Origin of the sequence: Mammaliicoccus lentus (assembly GCF_947036595.1) — a bacterium.
GTDB lineage: Bacteria > Bacillota > Bacilli > Staphylococcales > Staphylococcaceae > Mammaliicoccus > Mammaliicoccus lentus.
In genome coordinates this window covers 704,418-730,026 of sequence record NZ_OX344834.1, presented here as the reverse complement: position 1 = coordinate 730,026, position 25,609 = coordinate 704,418, and the positions used below count along the sequence as shown (strand labels likewise).

Genomic DNA, 25,609 nt, shown 5'->3' with positions numbered 1-25,609 from the left:
CAACAATGACATTTCGTACGTAACATTGTTGATGTTTAATTTTATAATTTTAAATCTTTTAAGGCATCTTTAAATGGATTATTTTCAACTTCTTCATTTTTCATATATTTGTTCATTTCTTTTTTACTGATTTTACCTGTCTTTTTATTTTTAAGTCTTTTATCCATGTGTTCTTGCGATTCAGTATGTCCACATACACAACGATACACTGCCGTTTTCCCTGTACCATATAACGTAAGTTTCTTCTTACAGTTTGGACATCTAGCATTTGTAACTCTTTGTTGATTTTTCTTCGTTTTACAAGTAGGGTCCTGGCAAACTAACATTTGGCCATTTTTCGTTTTAACTTTTAACATGAATTTCCCGCACGTAGGACATTCTGTAGCCGTTAAATTATCATGCTTAAATTTGTCATCGCTATTTTTTATATCAGAAATAATCTCTTTCGTAAAACTTCTCATCTCTTTCATAAAAGCTTCTTTCTGATACTGACCTTTTTCAATTTGTGTAAGTTTCATTTCCCATTCAGCAGTTAATGCCGGAGATGTTAGTTGCTCAGGTGCTAAGTTTAATAATTGTTTGCCTTTAGGTGTTATTTTAATTTTACCTTGCACAGCTTCTATAACATTAGAACTATATAACTTTTCGATAATATCTGCTCGTGTAGCTACAGTACCTATTCCACCAGTTTCATTTAATGTTTTAGACATTTTCTTATCATTCAAGTTAAAGAATAATTGTGGTGATTCCATAGCTTTTAATAATGTTCCTTCATTAAAGTAAGCTGGTGGCTCTGTGTCTTTTCCAATGACATTTACTTTTTGGATGACCACTTGTTCGTGTTCCTTAAATGGTAATGCTTTAACAACCGCTTCTTCTTGATGAATTGCTTTAAAACCTAAATCAATTGCTACTTCTTGAACCAATTTAAAAGTCTCACCTTCTACAGTTAAATCAACAGTTGTTTCTTCATATTGATATGGTGGAAGTAATACTTCTAAAAATCGCTCAGCTACTAGCATATATATTTTTTGTTCTCTCGGTGATAATTGATCCATATTTGCTCTAACTTCTGTTGGAACAATTGCGTGATGATCCGATACTTTTGTATTATCAACAAAATGTTTCCCTGCGCGTATTTCTTTTTTAATTAACGGTACAGCATATGATTTTAATGGTGTAGCAGTTAAAGTAGACACCCTATCTTTTAATGATGAAACCATATCACTTGTTAAATAGTTTGAGTCTGTTCTTGGATAAGTTAAAACTTTATGCTGTTCGTATAAAGTTTGCATAGTATTTAACGTTTCCTTAGCGCTCATCTTATAGCGTTGGTAAGCTGTTTGTTGAAGGCTAGTTAAATCGTATAATTTTTGAGGGTATTTAGTTTTCTTCTTTTTATTAACTTTTTTAATTTCGCCTTTTTTATTTTGTAATTTATTTTTCAAGCTTTCGATTTTTTCTTTATCAAAAATACGGTCACTATTTTGTGTAAGCCATTTGAATTTATAACCGTCCACTTCAACGTTCATCTGATAATATCTTTCAGGTTTAAATGACTGTATTTCGTCTTGTCTCATCTTAACAAGATTCAATGTTGGTGTTTGCACTCTACCACAAGATAATTGTGCATCGTATTTAGTAGTTAGTGCTCGTGTTGCGTTTATTCCAACAATCCAGTCCGCTTCACTTCTACATAATGCTGCTTTATATAAATTGTCATATGCTTTACCAGGTTTTAAATTCTTGAATCCTTCTCTAATTGCCTTTTCAGTAACTGAGCTAATCCATAATCTTTTTATTGGTTTCTTTATTTTAGCTTTTTCGATAATCAATCTTGCTACTAACTCACCTTCTCGCCCCGCGTCAGTTGCAATGATTATTGATTGAACGTCATCACGTTTCATTAAATGTTGTACAGTATTAAACTGACTGCGCGTCTTTTTAATAACAACATGTTTCATATAATCAGGGATAATAGGAAGTTCACTTAATTTCCATTCTTTAAATTTCTTATCATATTCCTCTGGTGTTGCATTCGTAACTAAATGACCTAACGCCCATGTCACAATATATTGTTTGTTCTCGAAATAACCTTTCTTTTGATCATTCACGCCCATTGCTTTAGCAATGTCACGACCAACAGATGGTTTTTCAGCAAGAATTAATGCTTTCATAATTATTTCACCCATTCTTTTTTCATTCTTATTAGTATAACACGGATGATTATCCATCTAAAGTTATCAAAAACTTTTATAACAAGACAATTAATCGTATAATAGATTATAAATAATCGATGTCCATTAAAGGAGTGACTTTCATGCAAATACTTCCACTTAAGCAAATCGATCCTGTCGCCCAGTATATACAAGAGAAAAACATTCAAGATGAAAATCATGTACAATATATTCCAGATTGTATTGATAGTATTAAGTCATCTTTAAATAACAAATTTGATGAACAATCTTTTTTCTATCTTTACAATAATGAAGAAATAACCGGGATTCTAGGTTTCGAAAAAGTAGATAAAGAAACTGTAAATGTATGGGGCCCTATCGTAAATGACACTTCTGAAAAAACTTTACAATCATTAAAAGAAGCTTGGGATATGCTTTTAAATAATCATCCAGAAGTTAAATATTGTCACATATCTTTACATAAAAACCACATACTCAACAATAGTAAGTTAAAAGCATTGCGAGCAGGCTATGTTGAAACACAATATACACTTGAAATACACCAGCCCCCTCACGAAATAGAGGAACAACATCAAATGATTCATTACAGTAAACCATATTTTTATTCGTTCGATAAACTTCATTCTAAAAGTTTCATAGATAGTGAAGTAACTTCTGAAGATATAATAGATTCTTTAGATGATGACCACGCTTTATATTTATTTATGGCGGAAGGTCTCGTAAAAGGATACATTTATCTTTCAATAGATATACCAAAACACTTGGCAACTATTCCTTATCTTGCTTCACATAGAGATTACAGAAAACAAGGCATCGCTTTTCAAATGATTCATTATGCTACAACTCAAGCTTTCAATCATAATGAAGTTGAAACAGTACGCATTCATGTTGACAGTAAAAACCACGAACAAATACAGCTTCTATATGAGAAAGTTGGATTTAAAATTACAAACGAAGTGCATCATTTCAAGTACGTTCGCCTCTCTTAGGAAGCGGGATGACTAAGTTTGAAAAAAGCTTGATATAAGCGTATTTTCAATCCTAGTCAGGTACTGCCAATATATAAAAAGTCTGGAACATAATCTATGTTCCAGACTTTTTATTGTAATTTAACATTGTAAGCGATTTATTAAGTTTATTAATTGTTTTGCATATTTAATAATGGGTAAAATGGAAGATGAATTCAATTATAGAAAGCGAGTTGTCCATATGGATTATCTTATAGCTCTGTTACCAGCATTGTTCTGGGGGAGCGTTGTATTAATTAATGTGAAAGTCGGTGGTGGACCTTATAATCAAATTTTAGGTACGACTATCGGTGCATTTATTATAGGTATATTACTCTTCATTTTTGGAGATGTAGAATTTACATTCCGTACTATTATTATAGGGATGATTTCCGGTGCCTTCTGGGCTTTAGGACAAGGATTCCAATTACGGAGTGTTGATTTAATTGGTGTTTCTTTAACAATGCCAATATCTACAGGTTTACAACTATTGGGTACAACATTATTTAGTGCCGCATTCTTAGGTGAATGGGATACTGGCACACAAGTTGCACTTGGATTAACAGGATTAGTTCTTTTAATCATCGGTGTTATTTTTACTTCTGTGCAGAAGAAAGGTTCAACTAGCAGTGGTAATTCTAAAAAATTCGGCCAAGCAATACCGATTTTACTTATTTCAACTGTTGGTTATGTAGTTTACGTTGTAATCGGCCAAGTATTTGGCGTAGAAGGATGGGACGCTTTATTCCCTCAATCTATAGGTATGGTTATCGGTGGTGTGATTTTATCATTTAAACATAAGCCATCCGTTAAATATACAACTTTTAATTTATTACCAGGTATAGTATGGGCATTAGGTAACATGTTCCTATTTATCTCTCAACCAAAAGTTGGGGTTGGAACAAGTTTCTCATTCTCACAAATGTTAGTTATCGTCTCCACTTTAGGGGGTATATTCTTATTAGGCGAACAAAAAACAAAACGCCAAATGACTTTCATTTGGATTGGTATAGTTCTCATAATTATCGCAGCATTTATTATAGGTTTTGCTAAAGGATAATTAAATTAAAGAGAAGGAGTGTTTAATATGTATAATGATTTAAAAGATAAAGTCGTTATCATTACAGGAGGTAATAGCGGTATAGGTAAAGCAACTTCAGAACGTTTTGGAAAAGAAGGCGCTAATGTCGTTATTAACTATCTCAACAATTCAGAAGAAGCGGAAGAAGTTGTAAAAACTATTCAAGATTCAGGCAGCAAAGCAATTGCTGTTCAAGGTGATGTATCTAAAGAAGAAGATATTAAAAACTTAATACAAAAAGCTCACGAAGAATTTGGCCGAATAGATGTTATGATTAATAATGCTGGTTTTGAAAAGCCTATACCAACACACGAAATGAGTACAGAAGAATGGTCTAAAGTAATAGATATCAACTTAACTGGTGCTTTCTTAGGTAGTAGAGAAGCGGTCAAATATTATTTAGAACATGATATTAAAGGACAAATTATTAACACAGCAAGTGTTCATGATAAAATTCCATGGCCAAACTACGTTAACTACGCTGCAAGTAAAGGCGGTTTAAAATTAATGATGGAAACAATGTCAATGGAATACGGTAAATACGGTATTAGAATTAATAACGTTTCACCAGGTGCTATTGTTACAGAACATACACGTGAAAAATTCTCGGATCCTACTACAAGAGATGAAACATTAGAAATGATACCATTAAATGAAATTGGTGAAGCATATCAAGTAGCCAACATTAATGCATTCTTAGCATCTGAACAAGCAAGCTATGTACACGGTACAACTATTTATGTAGATGGCGGAATGACTAACTACCCAGCATTTATGGGTGGTAAAGGTTAATATATAAATGCTCCTAACTCGTTAGATTTTTAATTAACGAATTAGGAGCATTTTTTTCTTGAATTATTTATGTCTCATACGCTTTTTCTATACAAATAATAACTGATACATATATAAAATCACAATTGAAATAATAATACTTAGATTAGTGGCCATGCCGACAATAGGCAACGTTTTATATTTGAAAGTAATAGCGTATGAAAGCACTGATACACCTATCGGCAACAACCAGCCAATTAATAATGTTGTTTTAATCATTGGATCAGAAACTGGTAAGAAGAAATGGACAAGTAGTCCCATTAATAGACCGAACCCATAATGGAATAATAAATATTTAACAACGATTGGTAAATATGCCTTTTCAATTTTGAAGTTAAGGAATAAGCCTAATAATATCATAGACAATGGCATATTAGCGTTGGATATAATTTCAAAGAAGTTTATCGCTTTTCCTGGTATTTGTATGTTTAATATGTTTAAAATGAACATAATAATATAAGTCATTAGAGGCACAGTTTTTAATAATTTTACGCCCATTTGTTTGAAATCAAATTGGTCTCCACCATCATTAAAGTAACTGCCTACAAAATAAGTTACTCCAAACATAATAATCGCCGTACCGATATCTAGCATACCAAAATATAATAACCCTGTTTTAGGCCATATTTGTGCCACCAACGGATAAGCAAATAAGCCGATATTTACAGAAGCGGCCATCATCCCTACTGTACCTCTTATTTGATTATTATATTTTTTCTTGAATAACCATATAATAAGTAACTTAGCTAAAACACCGTATAAAATCATTAATATAGGTAGCCAACCTAAAGATAAGTCCAAGTCTGATCCGTTCAAATTGACGATAACTAATGATGGTAAAGTTACGTTTAGTACTAGTGTAGCTAATACATTACCATCAGAAGCTTTAAAGAATTTCAACTTTTTAAGTATGTACCCTAATGTAATCAATAAGATTATCATTATGAAATTTTCAGTCATTTTATCACTTCTCTCGTAAAACTCACATTTTTATATGTTAACATTGTTTAATTTTTATGCACACTTTTTGTTTGAAATTCTTTTTAATTATACTAAAATTAATTTAGTTATGTTTTAATATATCATGAAACTCAATATCAATTATACTTGCTAAGTCATTTGGGTCTATTTCAACTTGATACCCTCTCTTACCAGCACTTATAATAAAACTTGATAAAGACTGAGCACTGTCATCAATAATTGTTTTGAAAGATTTTTTCATACCAATTGGAGAACAACCACCTCTTACATACCCTGTTACTTTTGTAAGTTGATCAAGTGGTAGTAATTCAAGCTTTTTCTGTCCAACAGACTTACTTGCTTTCTTAATATCTAAATGTTCAACTACTGGTATTACAAAAATATAATGCTCATTTTTATCATTCATTAGAACTAATGTTTTATATACTTGCTCTACTGGTTTTTGTATAAGTTTTGCAACTTGATCCCCTTCAATATGTTCTTTCCCTATTTTAAATTCGTGGATATGATAAAATATATTGTGCTGATCAAGTATACGCATAGCATTCGTTTTTAATTTTTTCATCTTTGTCACCAACTTTAATTCATTCAATAATATAAAGGAGTGTTTCAATTATGGATTTAAACCAACAATTGTCTGAACTTAAATATGATTATATTCGTATTCAAAATGATTTAGAAAAGCGAGAATCTACAGGTCAAGCAACTCAAATGTTAGAAAAGCAACTCGAACAAATTGAGGATGAAATTAGTAAAGTACGTGCTCAATTAAATCAAGATTAACGAAAGGAAGCAACCATGTTAATTTTAATTCTTTTATTATTCACACTTATTTATCTTATCATAAGCTATTTAAGTATTTATCAACTTCATACGATGTTAACTCAAGCTTTACGTTTTATCATGGGACTTATGTTATTAGTCTTTTTAGGAAGTATGATATTTACTTTTCCACTTCAATACTGGTGGTTACTAGCTGTATTGCTATGCTTAGTTTTAAATATAGAAATTACAGCATTTAAATATCGTGTGAAAGATAAAAAAGGTATTCAATTACTTAATTTAATGACAATTTTCATTCTCATTATTTATGTTATTTTAATATTTATTATTTTTTAATTAATGTCGAAAGAGTCCGGGCCATAAATAATTGTTCTGGACTCTTTTTTATTAATATAAATCCGCTAAGCTTTGTAATCTTTTCGCACCTTCATATAATTGTTCATCATCCAAGGCTAATGATATTCTTACATGATATTTACCATTTTCTCCAAATGGAATGCCAGGTGCTACTAAAATCGATTGTTCTTTAAGTAAATATTCTACAAAAGATTCACCATCAAACTTCGGTGGAACTTTTAACCATAAAAATATACCACCTTTCATCGGCTCAAATGGTATATTCACTTCATTTAAAGCAGCTTCAAACTTTGTTCTTCTTTCTTTAAATATTTCGTTTTGTTCATTTAAAAAGTCATCACATTCATTTAATGCCAATGTGCTTGCATCTTGTAATGCACCAAACATACCAGCATGTGTGTGAGTTTGATATTTTTTTAGCGCTGCTATCATCTCTTTATTACCCACTGCAAAACCTACTCTATAACCAGACATATTATAACCTTTAGATAGTGAATATATTTCAATTGCAGTTTCTTTAGCATCTTTAGATTGCAAAATGCTCGGATTCTTTTCATCAAATCCAAAAGCACTGTAAGCAAAATCATGCACAATTTGAGTGGACGTATCTTTAAATCTTTGAATTGTTTCATCAAAGAATGAAGTCGTTGCTACTGAACCAGTGGGATTGTTTGGATAAGTTAAATAAATTAATGTTGTATTTTTTAAAACGTTTTGATTTACTTCATCCCATTTAGGTAAGTAATGATGTTCAGGCTTTAACTCAAGCGGATAAGGATTGGCTCTCGCTAATAAAACACCAGCTAAATAGTCTGTATATCCTGGATCGGGTAATAGGACATTTTCATCAGGTTCTACTACGCAAGTTGGTAATGAGACTAAACCATTTTTAGTACCGTATAATATACACACTTCATCTTCTGGATCTAATTCAACATCGTAATGCCTCTTATAAAAATCTACTATTGCTTGTTTAAATGTCGATTTCCCGTGAAAAGCTCCATATTTTTGATTTTCCGGTTTTTGAATCGCATTAATAAATTCGTCAACGATCACTTTAGGCGTTTCCCCATCTGGAATACCTACTGCCATGTTAACAAGTGGTAACGGTCCGTGTTCAACTTTGCGCCCCATCGTCTTACCAAAATAACTATCAGGTATTTGAGACAATAATCGAGATGTTCCCATTATAACGACTCCTTATCAAATAAATTCGAATAAATACTATATGAATATATTCTATCAGAGTATATATATCACACAAGCTTTAGCTGATTAATTTACTAAGAATTATATCATTTTATTTAAAAATTAAAAAATCAGAGGAAAACTCTTAATAATAAGAATTACCTCTGATTAATTTCTAATGACTATATAAAATATTTATTCTACCCTTTCACTTAGGTTTTTAAATATTTTCTTTTTAAATTTCATAATGATTTCATATGAAATTGGTACAACTAATAATGTTAATATCGTAGATGAAACAAGTCCACCTATAACAGTTATAGCTAATGCTTTAGATATCAGTACAGAACTTCCACCACCGAATAACAACGGTACTAAAGCACCAATTGTAGCAATAGCTGTCATTAATATCGGACGTAAACGTGTTCCTGCTGCTTCAATTAAAGCTTCTCGTGTTGACATACCGCTTTGTTCCATATTAATAACTCTATCTATTAATACAATCGCATTGGTTACAACGATACCAATAAGCATTAACATACCAATCATACTTGGAACTGAAATTGTTTCTTGCGTAATTAACAATCCAGCTACTACACCAATAATAGATACTGGTAATGAGAATAGTATCGCAAATGGTGCTAATCCACCTTTAAATGTTAAGACAATAACTAAGTAAACGATTAATATCGCAGCTGCCATTGCCAACACTAATTGTTCTATTGCTTCATTAATATCATCATTGGTACCACCTACGTTTACATCTACATCATTAGGTTTATCCAATTTAGATACTTTTTGATTAACATCAGATGTTACTTTGGCAACATCGTCTGCAGTAATTTTTGCATCTACTGAAACGGATATTTTATCATTTTCTCTCGTAATTGTATCAGGTGAAGTTGTTTTCTTAAGTGATGCTATCTCACTCAATTTAACGTCTTTACCTAATGGTGTCGTTAATTTTGTATTTTTTAATTTGTCTTCTGACCAGTCTGTTTTTTCATCCTTAGTCAATTTCACATCTATAGATTTACCATCGTCATTTAATTTTGTAACGACTTTATCTTGTGTTGTTTGATTAAGTGTCATTGCAATTTGACCAGCTGATAAGCCGAGTTTCGTTGCTTTATTTTGGTCTACTTCAATATCATACTGTTCATATGATTCAGAAAGGTTTGAACTTACGTTTTCAACTCCACTTACTTTAGCAATTTCTTTTTCTACACTTTTAACTGTATCTTCTATTGCTTCAGTTGATGGTCCAGAAACTTTAACAGATACTTCGTTTGCTGTACCGCCTGTAGAAAAGTCTTGTTGTTTCCATTCTCCTTTATGATCAAATGTTCCAATGTGATCCATTACTTTTTTACCAACATTGTCCCAATTTGGAGTATCTTTATCATATTTCACCATTAAAGCCATATCATTTTGAGCTGACGGATTGAATGGATTTTCTCCACCGACGCTATATTGAACAAAGTCTACATTTTTATCTTTTGATAAATACTTTTCTGCCTGCTCACCATTTTTAACAACTTGTTCTTCTTTTTCACCAGGTGAAGGTTTATAAGTTAGTGCTAACATCTTGTCTTCACCAGTATCTATAAATGATTTCCCAATATACGGAGTAAATACTAAAACGATACTCGCTACGACAAGTATAAGACTTAGTAATATAACAAGCCACTTATGATTTAAGTTCCATTTTAATACATTTTTATATTTACCAGCTAACCAATTGCCTTTTTCTTTTTTGCGTTTTTTAATACCATTTTTAAAGAATATGTGTGATAACACTGGTACTATCGTTAACGCGATTAGTAATGAAGCAAGTAAACTAAATGCTACTGCTAAAGCAAATGGTCTAAACATCTCACCGATTTGACCAGTTACAAACGCTAATGGTAAGAATACGACAATTGTAACGATAGTAGATGACATAATCGGAATAAACATTTCTTTAGTTGCACTCGTGATTAATTTTCCACCAGTTAACTTTTCAGCGCTATCCGTCATCCGTCGATAAATATTCTCTATAACGACAATCGAATCGTCAATTACACGACCTATCGCTACTGTTAAGGCACCTAATGTTAAAATATTAAGTGAAACATCTAACGCCTTTAACCCTATTAAAGCCATTAGTAATGACATTGGTATTGATACCATTGCTATAATTGTTGATTTCAAGTCTCTTAAGAAGAAGAGTATGATGATTACAGCTACAATTGAACCTATCAACGCTTTTTCAACCATTGTAGATACAGAGTCTTTAATAGTTGAAGCTGTTTCCATTAATTGTACTGATTCAATATTTTTATGATCTTTCTTATAAGCTTCAACTTCTTTATCTACATTATCTACTACATCCACTAAATTGGCATCCGTAGCTTTTGTAACTTGTAACGCAAGGGCATTTTTGCCGTTAGTTTTTGAAATTGAATCTCGTTTCTTTTCTTTTTTAACATCAGCAATGTCTGACAGTTTTACTGTTGGAATACTTTGCGATGCTTCAGAACTTTCTTCATCGCCTTGCCTTGCTTGCTGTGCTTGACTTGCCTGTTCTGCTTGACTAGCGCCTCCTTGACTAGCTTGCTGGTCTCCACCACTCGAAGCGCCACCAGTCATTGGAATTTCTAAATCTTTTAATGCTTTAATTGATGTGAAACGACCATCGACTACTATAGATTTCAAGTCATCTCCGAAAGTATATAACCCTAATGGCGATTCTTTTGTAGCACCATCGATATATTGAAGAACTTCATCTTCTGACAAACCTCGTTTAGTAAGTTCATTTTGATTAAATTCTAAGTTAACTTCTTCCAATGTTTGTCCTGATAAAGACACACTTTCAACTCCATCAACTTTTTCAAGCTTAGGAATTAAATCTGATTCCATTTGTTTTGTAACTTTTTCTAAATTATCATTTTTATCAGAAATTGAATAACTGACTACAGGGAATGAGTACATAGACATTCTACTCATGTCTGGGTCTTGAACGCCTTCAGGTAAATCAAGTTCCTCTAATTTCTTTCTTAATTCTGTTTCTGCTTCATCCATGTCTGTTTGGTATGTATATTCTAATGTGATGGCAGATGCATTTTCTAACGATTGACTCGTTACATTTTCTACACCTTCTAAGTTTTGTACTTGTTTTTCTACAGGCTCTGTTACATTATCAAGTACACTTTCGGGTGTAGCACCAGGATATGGCGTTGTGACTGTAATAACTGGTGTTGTTACATCCGGTAATAACTCAAGTTTCATTTTAAAAGCTGAATATACGCCACCCAATAATATAATAATTGTCATTAACAAAATGGCAAATTTATTATTGAGTGAGAACTTTATCATTTTTTGAACCACTCGTTTTCCCCCTATTTATCTTTTCTTAACTCATTCTATAATATAACGGTCACTATTCATACAACTAACAGAGAATAAAGCACTAAAAATTTTTAATTTTTAGTGCTTTATTAATCTTAATTTCTCTTTATTTTTTTCTCTATTTTTCTCTTATAAGTTGTAACAGCCGGTTTAACCTTTTCTATTGCTGTATAAATTGGTTTATTTAATACATAATCAAATTCACCAATTTTTTCGCTTAAGTATGTTCCCCAAACACGTTTAAATGCCCATAAACCATAATGTTCATGATCTTGGTCTGGGTTATTGTCAGTGCCACCAAAGTCAAACTTAGTTGCACCTTTTTCTTTAGCAAAACGCATCATTTCGATAATCATACGATGGTTCGGTAAAAATTCACGATACTCGTTTGAAGAAGCACCATATAAATAATATGATTTTTTACCACTAAATATAAGAATACCACCTGATAAATAAACGCCATCTGGTTTTTTCTCTTTAAGTTCTTCCATTTCTTGAATGCGTTTTTCATAATTTCCTAGCTTTTCTTCTGCATCTTTTAGTTGGTTTACAACTTTCTTATTTTGACGTTTATTTTCTAGTTTTTCTTTTTCTTCTAATAAAGCATCACGTTCTTTAAATAAATCTTTAAGAACTTTATCTGGAACAACTTTGACTAAGAATAACTCACAATCTCCATCTGGATGTAAATGGTCATAGATGTTTTCAAAGTATGACAAATCTCTAGTTAAGAAATTATCACGTTCGCCAGTTTCTTCCATGATTTGCGCAAAGATTTTTAAATCGTCTCTATTTCCTATAATTAAATCAGTTCCTCGTTTTAACGAGTTTCTCACACGTGAACGATTACGCTTATCAAAGCTTTGCATTAAATCTTCTTCAGATTGATCTACTTTAGTAATCATCGTCATTCGTGGTTGAATATATGATTTACTTAAACCATCTTCAAAACCTTTATGTTTGAATCCTAAAGAAGTTAAAAATTCTAATACACCTTCTGACTCTTCTACTTCAATATCAGGGTCAATTTTAATCGCATAACTTTTTTCATTTCTAGCTAATTCTTTCGAGAGTTCCAAAAGCATTTTTACAGATTTTTCATCTTTGTAATCTACTACAAAACCTCTTGATATGTAACACAATGTGTAAGGTAATTTTGGTACTTTTTTAAATAACATTTGCGCTACACCAGTAAGTGTTTCACCGTCACCTACAGCAATACGACGAGAATACCAACCTGTAAGCTTTTTGGATTCTGCCCACTTTGTAAGTTGCAACATATCACCATTAGGATGTTGCTTTACAAATTCATCATGTTGCTCATGAGTGATATTCATTTTTTTAATCGCCATTTATAAATCTCCTTTTTATCAATTCGTTTCTTAATTATACAATGAAACGTTCATTAATTTCACGTATTAGCCTAACATTTGTTATACTTAATAAACAAAACCATAAAGTTAGGATTGAAATAAATGAGACAATTATTACTTGTGTTGTTCATTATACTCAATACTATCATGATTGTTACAAGTTTAAACGTTGATATTGAAATCAATTTTTTAAGTTACCGCGTTATACTTGTTGCATTCAGCTTTTTATTGAGCATAGTATTCATCCTTGAAAATGCTAATAAATCCACACTAACTTTAGCAATTTTAAGTGCACTTGTTGCTTTAGGTCATTTATCAATAATTATTCAGAATGTATACCTTAATGTATATTCTAATTAAATTCAAACATCTTGAGTTTTGGTGCTAACCTCTGCTCAGCATAATTCTCCCAATCCACTGGACTGGGAGAATTTAATTATATCTATTAAGTTTAATTAACTTTAAACACTTTTCTATTAATCATGAATAAAATGATTAAAATGAGTGAAACTATGACAATTGTTAATACATATGGTATAACATCGTGTTCTCCTTTTATCCCGACAAGTGGTGTTACAAGTCCTCCAAATGCAAATTGTGATAATCCTAATAAACTAGAAGCACTTCCGGCACCACGTTTATTGTTTGCCATAGCTATTGAAAATCCTGTAGTACCAATTGCAGAAACAGGACTTACTAAAATAAAGAAACCAATCATAAGTATCCAAATTGACCAACTATTTAACAACGTTAGAGATACTATAATAACGCCTATAATTTGTACAAAAGCGAATACTTTCATCAATGTATGTTCATCAAAACGATCAACCAATTTATTAACCAACTGTCCTGAAAATATTAAACCAAGTCCATTAAAAGCAAACATCCAACTAAAAGCAAAAGAGGAAACGCCATATACTGATTGTACGATAAATGGTGATGCTGAAATATAACTAAACAGTAATGCAAAAGTACTACCTTGTATAAATAATGGTAATAAGAATTTTGGATTTTTTAATAATTCTTTAAAGTCTCCTAAAATTTCGCTTATTCTACCCGAAGAACGATTATTTTCAGGTAATGATTCTGTTAATTTATAAAATGATAAGCAGAACATTATCGCTCCAAAAGCTGTCAGTACTAAAAAGACAGTTTTCCAAGTAGAGAATTCAAGTATTATCCCCCCTAGCACAGGTGCTAATATAGGCGCGACACCGTTAACGAGCATTAATACAGCTAAAAATTTAGTTAAAGCCTTTCCGGAATATAAATCACTCGACATTGCCCGGGAAATAACTGCACCTGCTCCGCCGGTAAAACCTTGAACAAATCTTAAAGCCATCACGACATATATATTTGGAGCAAACACACATAATATCGAAGCGATAGTGTAGACAACCAACGCAACCATTAAAGGTTTCTTACGACCAATAAAATCTGACAGTGGTCCTACAAATACTTGTCCTATTGCTAAACCTATCATAAATAATGTTAAAGTAAGCTGTGTATTCGATGTGCTTGTATTAAAATCATTACTTATCTCAGGTAATGCAGGTAAATACATATCAATAGAGAATGGACCAAAAGCAGTTAATAAGCCTAATATAATAATTAAAAATAACGAAGGTTTAGCCTTCTTTTGTTCGATCATAAGACATGCTCCTTTATGTATAATACTTTCTATTATATGCTTTTTAAATTTCAAATATCAATATTATATTTTATTACGATATATAAACGCTTTACTTTCACGAAACCATCATTCAAAATATAGTCAGAAACAAAGTAACGGAGTGAAATAATGAATATATTTTTAACCGGTGCAACAGGCTTTGTAGGTGCTGAATTAATAAAATCACTTGCTAAAGATGCGCACAAGAATTTTTACATTTTATACAGATCTGAACAAAAGAAATTAATGCTATTAAATAAAGTGGAAGAATCATATCATGAAAGAATGCATTTTATTTATGGTGATATTACGAATGAAAATTGTAACGTTAGTGAAAATCAAATTAAAGACATACCACAAATAGATAAATTTTATCATTTAGCTGCTTTAGTGAAGTTTAATTTTGAATTAGCTGATGAATTGTTCCAAATTAATTATACGGGTACTCAGCATGCAATAGAATTAGCGAAAAAGCTGAATAGTAAACATTTCCTTTACGTATCCACTGCTTACACAATAGGTGAAAAAGAATTAGCCTATGAAGAACTTCACCCGAAAGATGCACCAACAAACAACCCATATGAAGCTTCTAAAGTACAAGCTGAACATTTAGTCGCTCAGGAAAAAGATATGGCAACATCTATCATAAGACCAGCTATCATTATAGGAGATTCAGTAACTGGAGAAGCAGATTCTAAATTTACATTATATGGATTTATGAAAGCTTTAAAAGTGTTTAAACGAAGAATCACTAATAAAAACATTGAAACTGTATACAGATTATTTGGAGATAGCACACATACTTCTAATTTTGTACCTGTTGATTATGTTGTAGATGTTTTGACGGTGGCTTGTGATTATGCAGAAAATCAAAAAATTTATCATGCAACAAATAATTATCCGCCTTCAAATGATTTTATTTTTGAAACAATAAAAAAACATTTAGATTTTCATCAATTAGAAGTCGCACCTATATCTGAAATTAATACCATTACAGATGAAGAAAGAGTGCTTAATAGTTTTATAGATGTATTTGCACCTTATTTTTCAAAATCCATTAACTTTAACGATGAAAATACAGCATATATGATGAATCAAGCAGGTAAAGACACTTTACAATTGAGTCATGATGCACTAGATATGATTATTCGTGTATATTTTGAAAAATAAAGGTTTCTTTATACAAATGAAACAGCAACCCGTTATTTTAAAATTAACAGGTTGCTGTTTTTTTACGTTTAACCACCAATATAATTCATGTTGATTTTGTTTTTCTTACGTCTCGCCACTGTTGCTTCCGTTCTTTCATCTGAATATTTATCATCTCGAATATTCCATAAATGTTTGAGTGTTGATAATATTTCATTATCTGTCTTTCCATCTCGCAATTCAGTTTTTATATCATAACCATTTTTCTCAGCAAAAAGACAACCATAAAATTTTCCATCTGAGGAGATTCTTGCTCTTGTACATGAAGAACAAAATGATGCAGATACACTTGTAATTAATCCAAATTGAGCACCATTATCTTTATGTCGGTAATAAGTCGCGACCTCGCCAAAATAACTTGATTCTACTGGTTCGATTTCAAAATGTTGACCGATTTGTTCTAGCATTTCTTTTTTCGTGACTACTTTATCAAAATTCCAACCATTATCATTTCCTACATCCATAAATTCTATAAATCTTACGACAATATTGTTATTTTTAAAGTATTCTACTAAAGGTATAATTTCTTGATTGTTAATACCTTTTTGTATAACTACGTTTACTTTTACTTTAAAACCTATTTTCTTAGCGTAATCAATTTGTTCAAGTATTTGTGAAGCAGAGATATTACGGTTGTTAATCGATTTAAATAGTTCATTATCTAATGCATCTATGCTGACATTAATCCTTCTTAATCCTGCATCGTATAGATTTTGGCCGTGTTTTTTTAGCAACAAACCATTCGTTGTTAAACCAATATCATTAATACCTTCAATTTCATTAATACCTTGGATTAATTTATACAAATCACGTCTTAAAAGAGGTTCTCCTCCTGTAATTCTTACTTTTTCAACACCAAGGCTACTGTATAATCGAGCTAAACGGATGATTTCGTCAAAACTGAGCAGTTCTTGTTTAGGTAAAAATACAAAGTCATCGCCAAATATTTCTTTTGGCATACAATAATCACATCGAAAATTACAACGATCCGTAACAGATATTCTTAAATCTCTAATTGGTCGTCCTAATTTATCCTTGATTGCTTGATTCATCGTAACGCCCCCTCTACCTACAACAGTTAATGCTCTATTTCTTTCAAATCCTCTTGATAGTTAATATTTTTATACCAATTATGTTGATTATTTATTTCATCCACATCTAACCATTGTGCAGGTCTATTTTCATATATTTCTTTCATTCTATATTGACCTTGATCTAAAGATTGTTTAATTTCACTTTTAACACGATGACTGTAAAATGCTAATGTTGGCATTTTAAAACCATTCGCTTCATATCCAGCAATATCTAGCTGTTCCTCCATTACTCGAGATATAAAAAATTGATATAAATAACTGATAGATTTTTCAGTTACCATCGGTGTATCACATGCAATCACAAAATAACATTCGGTATCGTATGATTCCATTACACTGTATATACCGCTTAATGGACCGTTATTTGCATATACTGGTTCATCTACTACAACATCACTATAATCAAATGAATCTTTTAAAGTTTCATTTGTACTTATTACAATTCTCTCGAATAAGTTGGTTTGATTCAAAGTTTTAATAATTTTTTTATAGAATACTTCTCCTTCAATTGTTGCAAAAGCTTTTGGTGAACCAAAACGACTGGATTGTCCTCCAGCTAGAATTATTGCTATCATTTTTCTTTTACCCTCCACTAACTGGTGGAATAAGTGCAACTGTAGCATCACTAGTTATTGTGTCATCATCTTGCACAAACTCCTCATTAACAGCTATTTGAAAAATTTCTCCTTTTAATTCCGGATAATTTTCAAATAAATATTGCTTAAATTCTAACACAGAGTATGTTTTATTGAGCGTAATTTGCTCTTCTTTTTTGTTTAATAATTCTTTTAAATGAGCAAAATACAATACTTTCATAATCAGTCCTCCATTTTAATTGAAGAATGGTATTGTTTTTGGGAACCTTGCCATTCTTCACCATCTTCCCATATCTCTTTTTTCCATATTGGTACAATTTCTTTTATTCGTTCTATAGCATATTCATTTGCAGCATATGCATCGTGTCTATGTGGTGAAGAAACGCTGATAACAACCGCAATATCAGAAATTTGTAACTCACCAATCCTATGTGCAATTGCAATAATTGTACCAGGCCACTTTTCTTCAATTTCTTTGCCGATTTGAGCCATTTTTTTCTCAGCCATAGGTTTATAAGCTTCATATGCTAAGTATTCTGTCTTGATGCCTTTTGTCCATTCTCTCACATGTCCTGTAAATACTACAATAGCTCCTTGTCGTGAGTTTAATGTCCATTCTCTATATTTTTCTGGATTTATTGGTTCAGAGACAATTTCATATTGTTTCATAATTGCACCTACTCTTTTTGGAATAACCATTTTTTGAACCAACCAAGAAATTGTTTTCTTTCTTCTTGATTGTATACATTAAAATTATAAATTACATTGCTTAATTCATCTTTTAGATTATCTGTATTATTACCCAATACTACTTTAGGATAACCTTCAGATTTGAATCCTTCAATCAATAAAATATCTGGTTGAATAGATAAATCTTTATTAATAATTTCTGTTAACGAACGTTGAACTTTCGTCACACGTTCAATTAATTCATGTCCCAAAACAATACTTTCTTCTGCACCACTATTAATAAATGAAAGACTATCTACTTCTTTATGATTTAAAGATATATCTTGTGTTCCATGCCCATGGTGTTTAATCGTCGAAACAGATAACTGGTATTCTTGGCATATTTTAATTAATTCATTAATCAAAGTTGTTTTACCACTATTTTTATAACCTACAATTTGCATGATTTTCATATATTTAAATTACTTTCGTATGATTGATGATCAGTAAGTAATACCTTTACTTCATCACCTTTACTGTAACCTCTAGTACCACTCGGCAATATGATCATTCCGTTGCTTTTTGCTATTGCAACCACAGCGTTTGATTTATTAAAACCTGATGGAACAGCAATTATCCCGTCGTTTGTAAATGAGAGTTTACCTCGAATGAATCTAGTAAAAGGATTTGGTTTTTTAAAGTCTTCACCTAATTTAGCATTTATAATAACTGGATATATATCTTTGCTTGCCATCATTCTTAGAATAGTTGGCTTTGTGAATAAATGAAAACCCGAATAACATGCAGAAGGGTTACCTGATAACCCAAATAATAGTTTGTCATTTTTATAAGCTACTGTTGTAACACTACCAGGTCTCATTTGTACTTTATTGAATAATACTTCTGCACCAATTTCTTTATATACTTGTGGTAAATAATCAAAATCCCCTACTGATACGCCACCTGTTGTAATGACAATATCATTTTCTGCCAGTGCTTTATTTACACTTTCAGTACATCCTTGTAAGTTATCCTCTTGTATTTTATAAGCTTTGGATTGAATATTCATTTGGTCACATAACGCTTTAATCATTGGGCCATTTGAATTTCTGATTTTACCTGGTTCTAATGGTTCATTAGGTCCTACTAACTCACTACCTGTTGCAATAATAGCTACTGTCGGTCTTTTAAATACTTTTACTTTTTCATAACCAAAAGTAGCTAACACAGCTATAACACCACTGTTAACCAATTGACCTTTTTCTAATACAACATCATCTTCCGTACATTCTTCACCTTTAAATGCAATATTTTCTCCAGTTTTAAAAGGTTTTCTAATAGTAAATCCATTTTCATTTTCTGTCGTTTGTTCAAACATAACGACTGCATCTGCACCTTCAGGTATAGGAGCTCCAGTCATAATACGAACCGCTTCGTAACCTTTAATACGCACTTTAGATGATGTTCCTGCTCCTATGTGATCAACTACGGCGAATTGTATTCGGTTATTACCTTCTGCCCCTTCTGAATCTTTACTATTGATAGCAAAGCCATCGAATGGTGATTTATTAAATCTAGGAATATCATATGTAGCGATAACATCTTCCGCCAATATATAATCCAGAGCATCATCAATATGTACTGTTATAGGATCTTTATTCTCAACAACTTCAATAACACGTTTTATCGCATCATCAACTGGTATTGGTTTTCTAATTTCAACTGTCATAATATGCACTCCATTCATAATTTAACTATGTTCACATGTTATAATAAACTTAAGAAAGGATGATTATACATGTCAGATTTCACACATTTTAATGAACAAGGTCGAGCGAAAATGGTAGACGTTTCAAATAAAGAAACAAGTACAAGAATTGCTGTCGCTCATTCAAGTATTCAAGTTAATGAAAAAATTTATAACCAAATTCAAAATGGTAAAAACAAAAAAGGTGACGTACTAGGAACCGCTCAAATTGCAGGTATTATGGCTGCGAAAAACACGAGTCAGCTTATTCCTATGTGTCATCCTTTACAACTTACAGGTATTGATATCGAATTTAACTGGGATGTTGAAGATTTGAATAACTTAAATATAACTGCAACAGTTAAGACTAAAGGCCAAACTGGCGTTGAAATGGAAGCATTAACGGCTGCCAGTGTATCAGCTTTAACAATTTATGATATGTGTAAAGCTGTAGACAAAGGCATGATTATTGGTGAGACTTATTTATCTCATAAATCCGGAGGCGTTAATGGAGACTTCAATCGTCAATAATTTACTTATTAAGCTCATACACTAAATGATTTAATTCTTTAGTTATGAGCTTTTCCATTGCCAATTTCACAGCGCCAGTTGACCCTGGTATAGACATTATAATTTGCTTACCTACTGTTCCAGCGACTGCTCTAGATAAAATTGCACGAGAACCTACATCTTCTGTATAGCTCAAATATCTAAATATTTCTCCAAAGCCCTCTATTTCTTTATCAAATAACGGTGTAATTGCTTCGATTGTAACATCTCGTGGACTTATACCTGTCCCACCTGTTGTTATAATGGCGTCAATATCTTGGGATAGCCATGTTTGAATAGCTTCTCGTATAAAAGATGCATCATCTCTAACTATTTTATAATGCTCTTCTTTTACCGACACATTCATACCATTTAAATAAGATAGAACAAGTTGCCCACCTTTATCAGTTTCTTTATTTCTAGTATCACTAACTGTTAAAACTGCAATGTTTATATTTCTATCAATTTTATCAATCACACTCATTATTTAACCTCCTAACCAAACATATTTTCTACAAATTGTTTACCCTCTTCTACAGATCCGATATCGTGAATTAATAATCTTCCGTTATTAAAAGCAACAACTCGGTGATCATCATATAAATATTGAATCATATAAGCATTTGATTTATGCAACAAACCATTTTGAGCTATAAACTTTTCAATAGCTGGGCGATTTAACTTTTCATTAATATATTGAATTGTATCGCGACCACACAGCTCAGTAATCATTTGACTTGATGATGATAAATGAGGATAAGTTGGATTTTCTCCGCATGTTTCACATTCATCTCGTTTCATTTGTGTAAAACCAAATGATTGATGGTCACCTTCCCATACATCACCGAATGTTAACTTCGGCGTAAACTCTTCTCCAGATAAAATTTTAAGCGCATCTGTTACTTGTAAGCTTGTCGCCATAGTAACTGCTGGATTAATGACACCAACAGTATCACAAGTGCGATTTATAGCTGGGATTTCTGGTAATAAACAATTAAAGCACGGTGTTTTTTCTGGGATAAATGTAGCTTGAACATATGTAGATTCTAAGCAAGCACCATAAATCCATGGAATATTCATTTTATATGCAAAATCATTTATTAATAATCTCGTATTAAAATTATCTGTAGCATCAATGATGACATCAGAATATCTTGCAACTTCTTGTAATAATTTAGCGTCACATTGTGCGATATAAGTTTTTATTGTTATATCTTCTCTAATTTTTCTTAAATGTTTTTCTGCAGCGACTACTTTTGGAAGCATTTCTTTTATATCACTTTCAGTAAATAACGTTTGTCTTTGCAAGTTTGATACTTCTACATAATCACGATCTATAATATTTAATCGCGCTATCCCTGAGCGTGTTAACTGTTCCGCAACATGCGTTCCAAGTGCACCCATCCCTACTATTGTCACATTACTTTTTGCTATATTTTCTTGTCCTTTTTCACCAATTTTATCAAATAAAATTTGACGAGAATATCGTTCGTTCATTTATACCAACCTTTCACGACTCTTTATCTCTATTATAGATTGAAATTGCAATATCCTCAATCAATAGAGGGAATTGAACAGAAATATAATAATTTAGGGAGCGGTACAGAAATCCTAATTTTAAAAAGATTTTATAGTGCCACTATAACTAACGAGTTTGAGAGATTGATTATGTTCCACTCCCTAAGAACATTAAATTGTTTTCTTTTCTACTTTTGTCATATGCATCATCGAGATTAAAGCTACTAAACCAAATATCGCTAACAAGAAAAATGCTAAATGGTTTGAACCTGTTAAGGCTGTGACCATAGTAATAATAAGTGGTGGGAAAAATCCTCCTAAACCGCCCATCATTGATACGATTCCGTTTACTACACCAGCTTCTTTGCTGAAATAAGTAGGAACAAGTTTGAAAATTAGCCCATTTCCAATACCTGCAGACACACTGATTGTTAAGCAACCAATTGTAAATAACATGATATGATTTGATAATGCTAGTATTAAAGCACCAGCTATCATAATGCCAAAGAATATTTTCAACATATTTAATGCATTAAATTTATCGCCTAACATACCACCAATTGGTCTTAATATTGTAGCTATTGCGATAAACACACCAGTTCGTATCCCTGCATCTACTTTGTCGATTTCAAAGTGTCCTACTAAAAAGTTTGGTAAAAATAATCCGAAAGCTACGAATGCACCAAATGTGATGAAATACCAAAAACTGAAATAGTAAAGTTTATAGTTGTTTGCTACTTGTTTAGTTTGTTTTAACATAGGTACTTTAACTTTAGGCTCTTGTTTATCTCCAAAAACAAACATCAAAATAGCAAATAACGCCATTACTAGTACATATAATTGAACAGTATGTTGCCAACCTATAGCCCCTGCTATTGGTGGAGCTAAAAATGATGAAACAGCTGTACCTAAATTACCCATACCGTATATACCATTAGCAAAACCATGTTTTTCTTTCGGATAATATTTAGGAATCGATGTAACACCAACTGAAAACACTGCACCACCTAAACCAATAAAGAATCCAGCTATCATTAGTCCTGTAGTTGAAGTTGCTTGACTTAAATAAAATACTGGAAAAATTAAAATAATAAAACTAATTAAAAAGACAAGTCTAGATCCAATTAAGTTTGTGTAATAACCAATAGGAATTCTTAGAATTGAACCTAGAATAACAGGTATCGCTAAAATAATAGCTTTCTGACTTTCTGGTACGTTAAAATCTTGTGATATGTATGGCATTAAAGGAGCTAAAATACTCCACACCATAAATCCTGCCATTAAGCTTAAGGTTTGTAACGGTAATTGGACTTTACCTGTGTTGTTTTTCATGACTTTCACCCTTTTTATTTGTAGATAATTTAAAACTCTTTTCAACTACATTTTAGGTTATTTGTGAAAAACTGCACATAAGGAATTCCCCTTACCTCCTTCAGTAATTTCCCTATAAAGTAATGTTGTGAGGTAGAAGTACTTAACTCAAAATAATTTTCCTAATCTGCTGATTTGAAAGTGCATGGTTGTCTAGAGTATGGCTCGAGCCTGTAGTCTCTCGCGCATACTATTCCCTTGGGCGTCAGCACTTTACAAATTCGTGCAAGTGAAATTCAAAGCTAAATTGATAGTTAATCTAATAAATTGAGCTCTTATTGGATTTTCGGCTTAATTAATCCAACTAAACGGGTTCTTATTGGATTTTCAACTTAATTAATCCAACTAAACGGGTTCTTATTGGATCTTCGGCTTAATTAATCCAACTAAATGGGCTCTTATTGGATTTTCAACTTAATTAATCCAACTAAACGGGTTCTTATTGGATTTTCAACTTAATTAATCCAACAAAACAGGCTCTTATTGGATTTTCGGCTTAATTAATCAGTCAAGTCCATATTTATGTGTAATATCTTTAGAAGTAATCAACCTTTGGTTTTTTAGAATGTATTAACAAAATAAATCTGTTTGATTTTTAGCAGATTCATTTTGTTAATCTCTACTTATTTTTCAAAAATAAGTAGTAAGTTTAAGGAATAAAAGGTCTTTTAGCATTATCTAGATTTTCTTGAATATCCATGAGTAATGCACCAATTAATCTAAAAGCTGAGTCTAGGTTAGGGAAAGTCTTAATGACTTTCTCTCTTTTTCTAAGCTGCATATTTATATTTTCAATAGAGTTAGTAGTTCGTATATTCTTATGGTGTTGTGCTGGAAATCTATAAAACTGTGTGGCATCTTCGAAGCCCTGATCTAATATATTTAAAGCTTCTGAATACTTAGGATTATTTTCATACTTAGTTACAAATTCATTTTTACTTTCAAGCGCATGTTGATATGTAGGAGCTTGAAAAATAGATTTAAGTAATGTTCTTGCCTCTTGTGAATTCTTTTTTGGAAATCTTTCAATGATGTTTTTAAGAAGATGAAATGTACAACGTTGCCAAGTTGAATCTATAAATTGTGATTTAATAGACTTAATAAGACCAGAATGTGCATCAGAAATAATGAGCTCAGGAGTTGTGAGGCCACGCATTCTTAAATCTTCAAAGAACTCAGACCAAGCCTGTTCAGATTCTTGATTAGAAATTTTAAAACCAATAATTTCACGTCTTTTAAGTTCATTTACTCCCATAGCTATATAAACTCCTTTAGAAACTATTTTATTATTCTCTCTAACTTTAATATGCATGGCATCAACAAATACATATCTGTACTGATGACTAGTAATAGGTCTACTCGACCACTTTTGAATATCGGGGTCAATATTTTTCATAACTTCTGAAATCGTAGATTTCGAAACAGATTTACCTGCCAGAGCCTCTACAATTTTCGTGATGTTTCTAGTTGAAACGCCATTAATATAAGCTTCTATCATCGCTAAAATCAGTGATTGATCAGAGCGAGAATATTGATCAAAAACTTCAGTTGTAAATTCGCCATCACGCGTTCTAGGTACTTTTAAATGAAGTGTTCCGACTGGAATCATAAAATCACGTTCATAGTAGCCATTTCGTTGTGCAATCCTTTCAGGATGCTTTTGTTTGAAATCAGCGTTCACAAACTGATCTCTTTCCATTTCCATATAAGCATTTAATACAGTTACAGCTATACTTTTCATAGCAGTATTTAAATTACTTTCTAAAATAGCACTTGCCAATTCTTCAAAGTCTACGTTAATATTTAACTGAGTCATATATAGGTCACCTCTACAATATTTTCTTAGTCGATTACATTGTACTAAAGTGAGCTATATTTGGCTCTTTTTTTATTACACAATTATATGGACATATTCAATTAATCCAACAAAAGGTGTTCTACTTGGATTATTGTCTTAATTAATCCAACTAAATGGCTCTTATTGGATTTTCAACT

At 31.7% G+C, this 25,609-nt stretch carries 25 protein-coding genes; 8 read left to right on the top strand and 17 right to left on the bottom strand.

What is annotated here, in order from left to right:
• Positions 1–41 precede the first annotated feature (41 nt).
• Entirely contained in the window at positions 42–2,177 is a 2,136-nt protein-coding gene (locus tag ACNMOQ_RS03390; RefSeq protein ID WP_070044891.1) for a DNA topoisomerase III, read from the bottom strand.
• Between the two features lie 143 nt (positions 2,178–2,320).
• Here ACNMOQ_RS03390 and ACNMOQ_RS03385 point away from each other — a divergent pair, with 143 nt between their 5' ends.
• From ACNMOQ_RS03385 to ACNMOQ_RS03375, 3 genes are all read left to right on the top strand, one after another.
• On the top strand, positions 2,321–3,187 hold the full coding sequence (locus ACNMOQ_RS03385) for a GNAT family N-acetyltransferase (RefSeq protein WP_016998795.1): 867 nt from the start codon (positions 2,321–2,323) through the stop codon (positions 3,185–3,187).
• Positions 3,188–3,407: 220 nt separating this feature from the next.
• A complete protein-coding gene (locus tag ACNMOQ_RS03380; protein ID WP_016998794.1) occupies positions 3,408–4,265 on the top strand; it encodes a GRP family sugar transporter in 858 nt (285 codons plus the stop codon).
• Positions 4,266–4,292: 27 nt separating this feature from the next.
• Positions 4,293–5,078: a glucose 1-dehydrogenase gene (locus ACNMOQ_RS03375; RefSeq protein WP_016998793.1), complete on the top strand. Its 786-nt coding sequence runs from the start codon at positions 4,293–4,295 to the stop codon at positions 5,076–5,078.
• A gap of 87 nt (positions 5,079–5,165) precedes the next feature.
• On the opposite strand, the gene ACNMOQ_RS03370 is transcribed toward ACNMOQ_RS03375, so the two are convergent.
• Complete coding sequence (locus tag ACNMOQ_RS03370; RefSeq protein ID WP_016998792.1) at positions 5,166–6,077, bottom strand: AEC family transporter; 912 nt, start codon at positions 6,075–6,077, stop codon at positions 5,166–5,168.
• Between the two features lie 103 nt (positions 6,078–6,180).
• A complete protein-coding gene (gene ybaK / locus ACNMOQ_RS03365; protein WP_016998791.1) occupies positions 6,181–6,663 on the bottom strand; it encodes a Cys-tRNA(Pro) deacylase in 483 nt (160 codons plus the stop codon).
• 50 nt (positions 6,664–6,713) lie between these two features.
• On the opposite strand from ybaK, the gene ACNMOQ_RS03360 reads away from it, so the two are divergent.
• Together ACNMOQ_RS03360 and mspA are read left to right on the top strand one after the other, a co-directional pair.
• Positions 6,714–6,881, top strand: a complete 168-nt coding sequence (locus tag ACNMOQ_RS03360) for an SE1832 family protein (RefSeq protein WP_016998790.1) — start codon at positions 6,714–6,716, stop codon at positions 6,879–6,881.
• Positions 6,882–6,896: 15 nt separating this feature from the next.
• Positions 6,897–7,217 (top strand): membrane stabilizing protein MspA, encoded by a 321-nt coding sequence (gene mspA / locus ACNMOQ_RS03355; protein ID WP_016998789.1) that lies wholly within the window; start codon positions 6,897–6,899, stop codon positions 7,215–7,217.
• A gap of 51 nt (positions 7,218–7,268) precedes the next feature.
• Here the strand turns inward: mspA and ACNMOQ_RS03350 are convergent, their stop codons facing one another.
• From ACNMOQ_RS03350 to ACNMOQ_RS03340, 3 genes are all read right to left on the bottom strand, one after another.
• A complete protein-coding gene (locus tag ACNMOQ_RS03350) occupies positions 7,269–8,426 on the bottom strand; it encodes an aminotransferase class I/II-fold pyridoxal phosphate-dependent enzyme (protein WP_416350251.1) in 1,158 nt (385 codons plus the stop codon).
• A 195-nt stretch (positions 8,427–8,621) separates the two neighbouring features.
• The gene (locus tag ACNMOQ_RS03345) at positions 8,622–11,795 is read right to left on the bottom strand and encodes an efflux RND transporter permease subunit (RefSeq protein WP_416350250.1); all 3,174 of its coding nucleotides are present in this window, start codon (positions 11,793–11,795) and stop codon (positions 8,622–8,624) included.
• Positions 11,796–11,911: 116 nt separating this feature from the next.
• On the bottom strand, positions 11,912–13,162 hold the full coding sequence (locus tag ACNMOQ_RS03340; RefSeq protein WP_026023597.1) for a lipid II:glycine glycyltransferase FemX: 1,251 nt from the start codon (positions 13,160–13,162) through the stop codon (positions 11,912–11,914).
• A 129-nt stretch (positions 13,163–13,291) separates the two neighbouring features.
• Between ACNMOQ_RS03340 and ACNMOQ_RS03335 the strand changes: the two genes are divergently transcribed.
• Entirely contained in the window at positions 13,292–13,549 is a 258-nt protein-coding gene (locus ACNMOQ_RS03335) for a hypothetical protein (protein ID WP_016998785.1), read from the top strand.
• 91 nt (positions 13,550–13,640) lie between these two features.
• Here ACNMOQ_RS03335 and ACNMOQ_RS03330 read toward each other — a convergent pair whose 3' ends face one another.
• Complete coding sequence (locus ACNMOQ_RS03330; protein ID WP_016998784.1) at positions 13,641–14,840, bottom strand: multidrug effflux MFS transporter; 1,200 nt, start codon at positions 14,838–14,840, stop codon at positions 13,641–13,643.
• Between the two features lie 150 nt (positions 14,841–14,990).
• Here ACNMOQ_RS03330 and ACNMOQ_RS03325 point away from each other — a divergent pair, with 150 nt between their 5' ends.
• Positions 14,991–16,031 carry an SDR family oxidoreductase gene (locus tag ACNMOQ_RS03325; RefSeq protein ID WP_416350249.1) on the top strand — a complete coding sequence of 347 codons (1,041 nt, stop codon included), beginning with the start codon at positions 14,991–14,993 and terminating at the stop codon, positions 16,029–16,031.
• A gap of 68 nt (positions 16,032–16,099) precedes the next feature.
• On the opposite strand, the gene moaA is transcribed toward ACNMOQ_RS03325, so the two are convergent.
• The 6 genes from moaA to ACNMOQ_RS03295 are packed head-to-tail and all read right to left on the bottom strand — an operon-like array spanning position 16,100 to position 20,158.
• Complete coding sequence (gene moaA, locus ACNMOQ_RS03320) at positions 16,100–17,122, bottom strand: GTP 3',8-cyclase MoaA (protein ID WP_416350248.1); 1,023 nt, start codon at positions 17,120–17,122, stop codon at positions 16,100–16,102.
• Between the two features lie 26 nt (positions 17,123–17,148).
• A complete protein-coding gene (gene mobA / locus ACNMOQ_RS03315) occupies positions 17,149–17,739 on the bottom strand; it encodes a molybdenum cofactor guanylyltransferase MobA (protein ID WP_016998781.1) in 591 nt (196 codons plus the stop codon).
• Positions 17,740–17,746: 7 nt separating this feature from the next.
• Positions 17,747–17,980, bottom strand: coding sequence for a molybdopterin converting factor subunit 1 (gene moaD, locus ACNMOQ_RS03310; protein ID WP_016998780.1), 234 nt, complete (start codon positions 17,978–17,980; stop codon positions 17,747–17,749).
• A 2-nt stretch (positions 17,981–17,982) separates the two neighbouring features.
• Positions 17,983–18,429, bottom strand: coding sequence for a molybdenum cofactor biosynthesis protein MoaE (locus ACNMOQ_RS03305; RefSeq protein WP_416350247.1), 447 nt, complete (start codon positions 18,427–18,429; stop codon positions 17,983–17,985).
• 8 nt (positions 18,430–18,437) lie between these two features.
• A complete protein-coding gene (gene mobB, locus ACNMOQ_RS03300) occupies positions 18,438–18,902 on the bottom strand; it encodes a molybdopterin-guanine dinucleotide biosynthesis protein B (protein WP_416350246.1) in 465 nt (154 codons plus the stop codon).
• Positions 18,899–20,158: a molybdopterin molybdotransferase MoeA gene (locus ACNMOQ_RS03295; RefSeq protein WP_416350245.1), complete on the bottom strand. Its 1,260-nt coding sequence runs from the start codon at positions 20,156–20,158 to the stop codon at positions 18,899–18,901. The genes mobB and ACNMOQ_RS03295 overlap by 4 nt, the downstream gene beginning before the upstream one ends.
• A 69-nt stretch (positions 20,159–20,227) precedes the next feature.
• Between ACNMOQ_RS03295 and moaC the strand changes: the two genes are divergently transcribed.
• The gene (gene moaC, locus ACNMOQ_RS03290; RefSeq protein ID WP_016998776.1) at positions 20,228–20,707 is read left to right on the top strand and encodes a cyclic pyranopterin monophosphate synthase MoaC; all 480 of its coding nucleotides are present in this window, start codon (positions 20,228–20,230) and stop codon (positions 20,705–20,707) included.
• A 1-nt stretch (position 20,708) separates the two neighbouring features.
• Here the strand turns inward: moaC and ACNMOQ_RS03285 are convergent, their stop codons facing one another.
• The 4 genes from ACNMOQ_RS03285 to ACNMOQ_RS03270 all read right to left on the bottom strand — a co-directional run bounded on the left by ACNMOQ_RS03285 (position 20,709) and on the right by ACNMOQ_RS03270 (position 25,430).
• Positions 20,709–21,209, bottom strand: a complete 501-nt coding sequence (locus tag ACNMOQ_RS03285) for a MogA/MoaB family molybdenum cofactor biosynthesis protein (protein WP_016998775.1) — start codon at positions 21,207–21,209, stop codon at positions 20,709–20,711.
• Positions 21,210–21,220: 11 nt separating this feature from the next.
• Positions 21,221–22,222: a ThiF family adenylyltransferase gene (locus tag ACNMOQ_RS03280; RefSeq protein WP_103268752.1), complete on the bottom strand. Its 1,002-nt coding sequence runs from the start codon at positions 22,220–22,222 to the stop codon at positions 21,221–21,223.
• A 192-nt stretch (positions 22,223–22,414) separates the two neighbouring features.
• Positions 22,415–23,575, bottom strand: coding sequence for a nitrate/nitrite transporter (locus ACNMOQ_RS03275; protein WP_016998773.1), 1,161 nt, complete (start codon positions 23,573–23,575; stop codon positions 22,415–22,417).
• A gap of 688 nt (positions 23,576–24,263) precedes the next feature.
• On the bottom strand, positions 24,264–25,430 hold the full coding sequence (locus ACNMOQ_RS03270) for an IS256 family transposase (protein WP_064205432.1): 1,167 nt from the start codon (positions 25,428–25,430) through the stop codon (positions 24,264–24,266).
• Positions 25,431–25,609: the final 179 nt, after the last annotated feature.

Bases quoted from the DNA above. Each gene is read 5' to 3' on its own strand.
- moaC (WP_016998776.1), top strand. From the start codon at position 20,228: ATGTCAGATTTCACACATTTTAATGAACAAGGTCGAGCGAAAATGGTA.
- ACNMOQ_RS03370 (WP_016998792.1), bottom strand. From the start codon at position 6,077: ATGACTGAAAATTTCATAATGATAATCTTATTGATTACATTAGGGTAC.
- ACNMOQ_RS03295 (WP_416350245.1), bottom strand. From the start codon at position 20,158: ATGACAGTTGAAATTAGAAAACCAATACCAGTTGATGATGCGATAAAA.
- ACNMOQ_RS03305 (WP_416350247.1), bottom strand. From the start codon at position 18,429: ATGAAACAATATGAAATTGTCTCTGAACCAATAAATCCAGAAAAATAT.
- ACNMOQ_RS03350 (WP_416350251.1), bottom strand. From the start codon at position 8,426: ATGGGAACATCTCGATTATTGTCTCAAATACCTGATAGTTATTTTGGT.
- ACNMOQ_RS03280 (WP_103268752.1), bottom strand. From the start codon at position 22,222: ATGAACGAACGATATTCTCGTCAAATTTTATTTGATAAAATTGGTGAA.
- ACNMOQ_RS03325 (WP_416350249.1), top strand. From the start codon at position 14,991: ATGAATATATTTTTAACCGGTGCAACAGGCTTTGTAGGTGCTGAATTA.
- ACNMOQ_RS03330 (WP_016998784.1), bottom strand. From the start codon at position 14,840: ATGATCGAACAAAAGAAGGCTAAACCTTCGTTATTTTTAATTATTATA.
- mspA (WP_016998789.1), top strand. From the start codon at position 6,897: ATGTTAATTTTAATTCTTTTATTATTCACACTTATTTATCTTATCATA.
- ACNMOQ_RS03390 (WP_070044891.1), bottom strand. From the start codon at position 2,177: ATGAAAGCATTAATTCTTGCTGAAAAACCATCTGTTGGTCGTGACATT.
- ACNMOQ_RS03360 (WP_016998790.1), top strand. From the start codon at position 6,714: ATGGATTTAAACCAACAATTGTCTGAACTTAAATATGATTATATTCGT.
- ACNMOQ_RS03285 (WP_016998775.1), bottom strand. From the start codon at position 21,209: ATGAGTGTGATTGATAAAATTGATAGAAATATAAACATTGCAGTTTTA.
- mobB (WP_416350246.1), bottom strand. From the start codon at position 18,902: ATGAAAATCATGCAAATTGTAGGTTATAAAAATAGTGGTAAAACAACT.
- mobA (WP_016998781.1), bottom strand. From the start codon at position 17,739: ATGATAGCAATAATTCTAGCTGGAGGACAATCCAGTCGTTTTGGTTCA.
- ACNMOQ_RS03275 (WP_016998773.1), bottom strand. From the start codon at position 23,575: ATGAAAAACAACACAGGTAAAGTCCAATTACCGTTACAAACCTTAAGC.
- ACNMOQ_RS03375 (WP_016998793.1), top strand. From the start codon at position 4,293: ATGTATAATGATTTAAAAGATAAAGTCGTTATCATTACAGGAGGTAAT.
- ybaK (WP_016998791.1), bottom strand. From the start codon at position 6,663: ATGAAAAAATTAAAAACGAATGCTATGCGTATACTTGATCAGCACAAT.
- ACNMOQ_RS03270 (WP_064205432.1), bottom strand. From the start codon at position 25,430: ATGACTCAGTTAAATATTAACGTAGACTTTGAAGAATTGGCAAGTGCT.
- ACNMOQ_RS03335 (WP_016998785.1), top strand. From the start codon at position 13,292: ATGAGACAATTATTACTTGTGTTGTTCATTATACTCAATACTATCATG.
- moaA (WP_416350248.1), bottom strand. From the start codon at position 17,122: ATGAATCAAGCAATCAAGGATAAATTAGGACGACCAATTAGAGATTTA.
- ACNMOQ_RS03385 (WP_016998795.1), top strand. From the start codon at position 2,321: ATGCAAATACTTCCACTTAAGCAAATCGATCCTGTCGCCCAGTATATA.
- moaD (WP_016998780.1), bottom strand. From the start codon at position 17,980: ATGAAAGTATTGTATTTTGCTCATTTAAAAGAATTATTAAACAAAAAA.
- ACNMOQ_RS03380 (WP_016998794.1), top strand. From the start codon at position 3,408: ATGGATTATCTTATAGCTCTGTTACCAGCATTGTTCTGGGGGAGCGTT.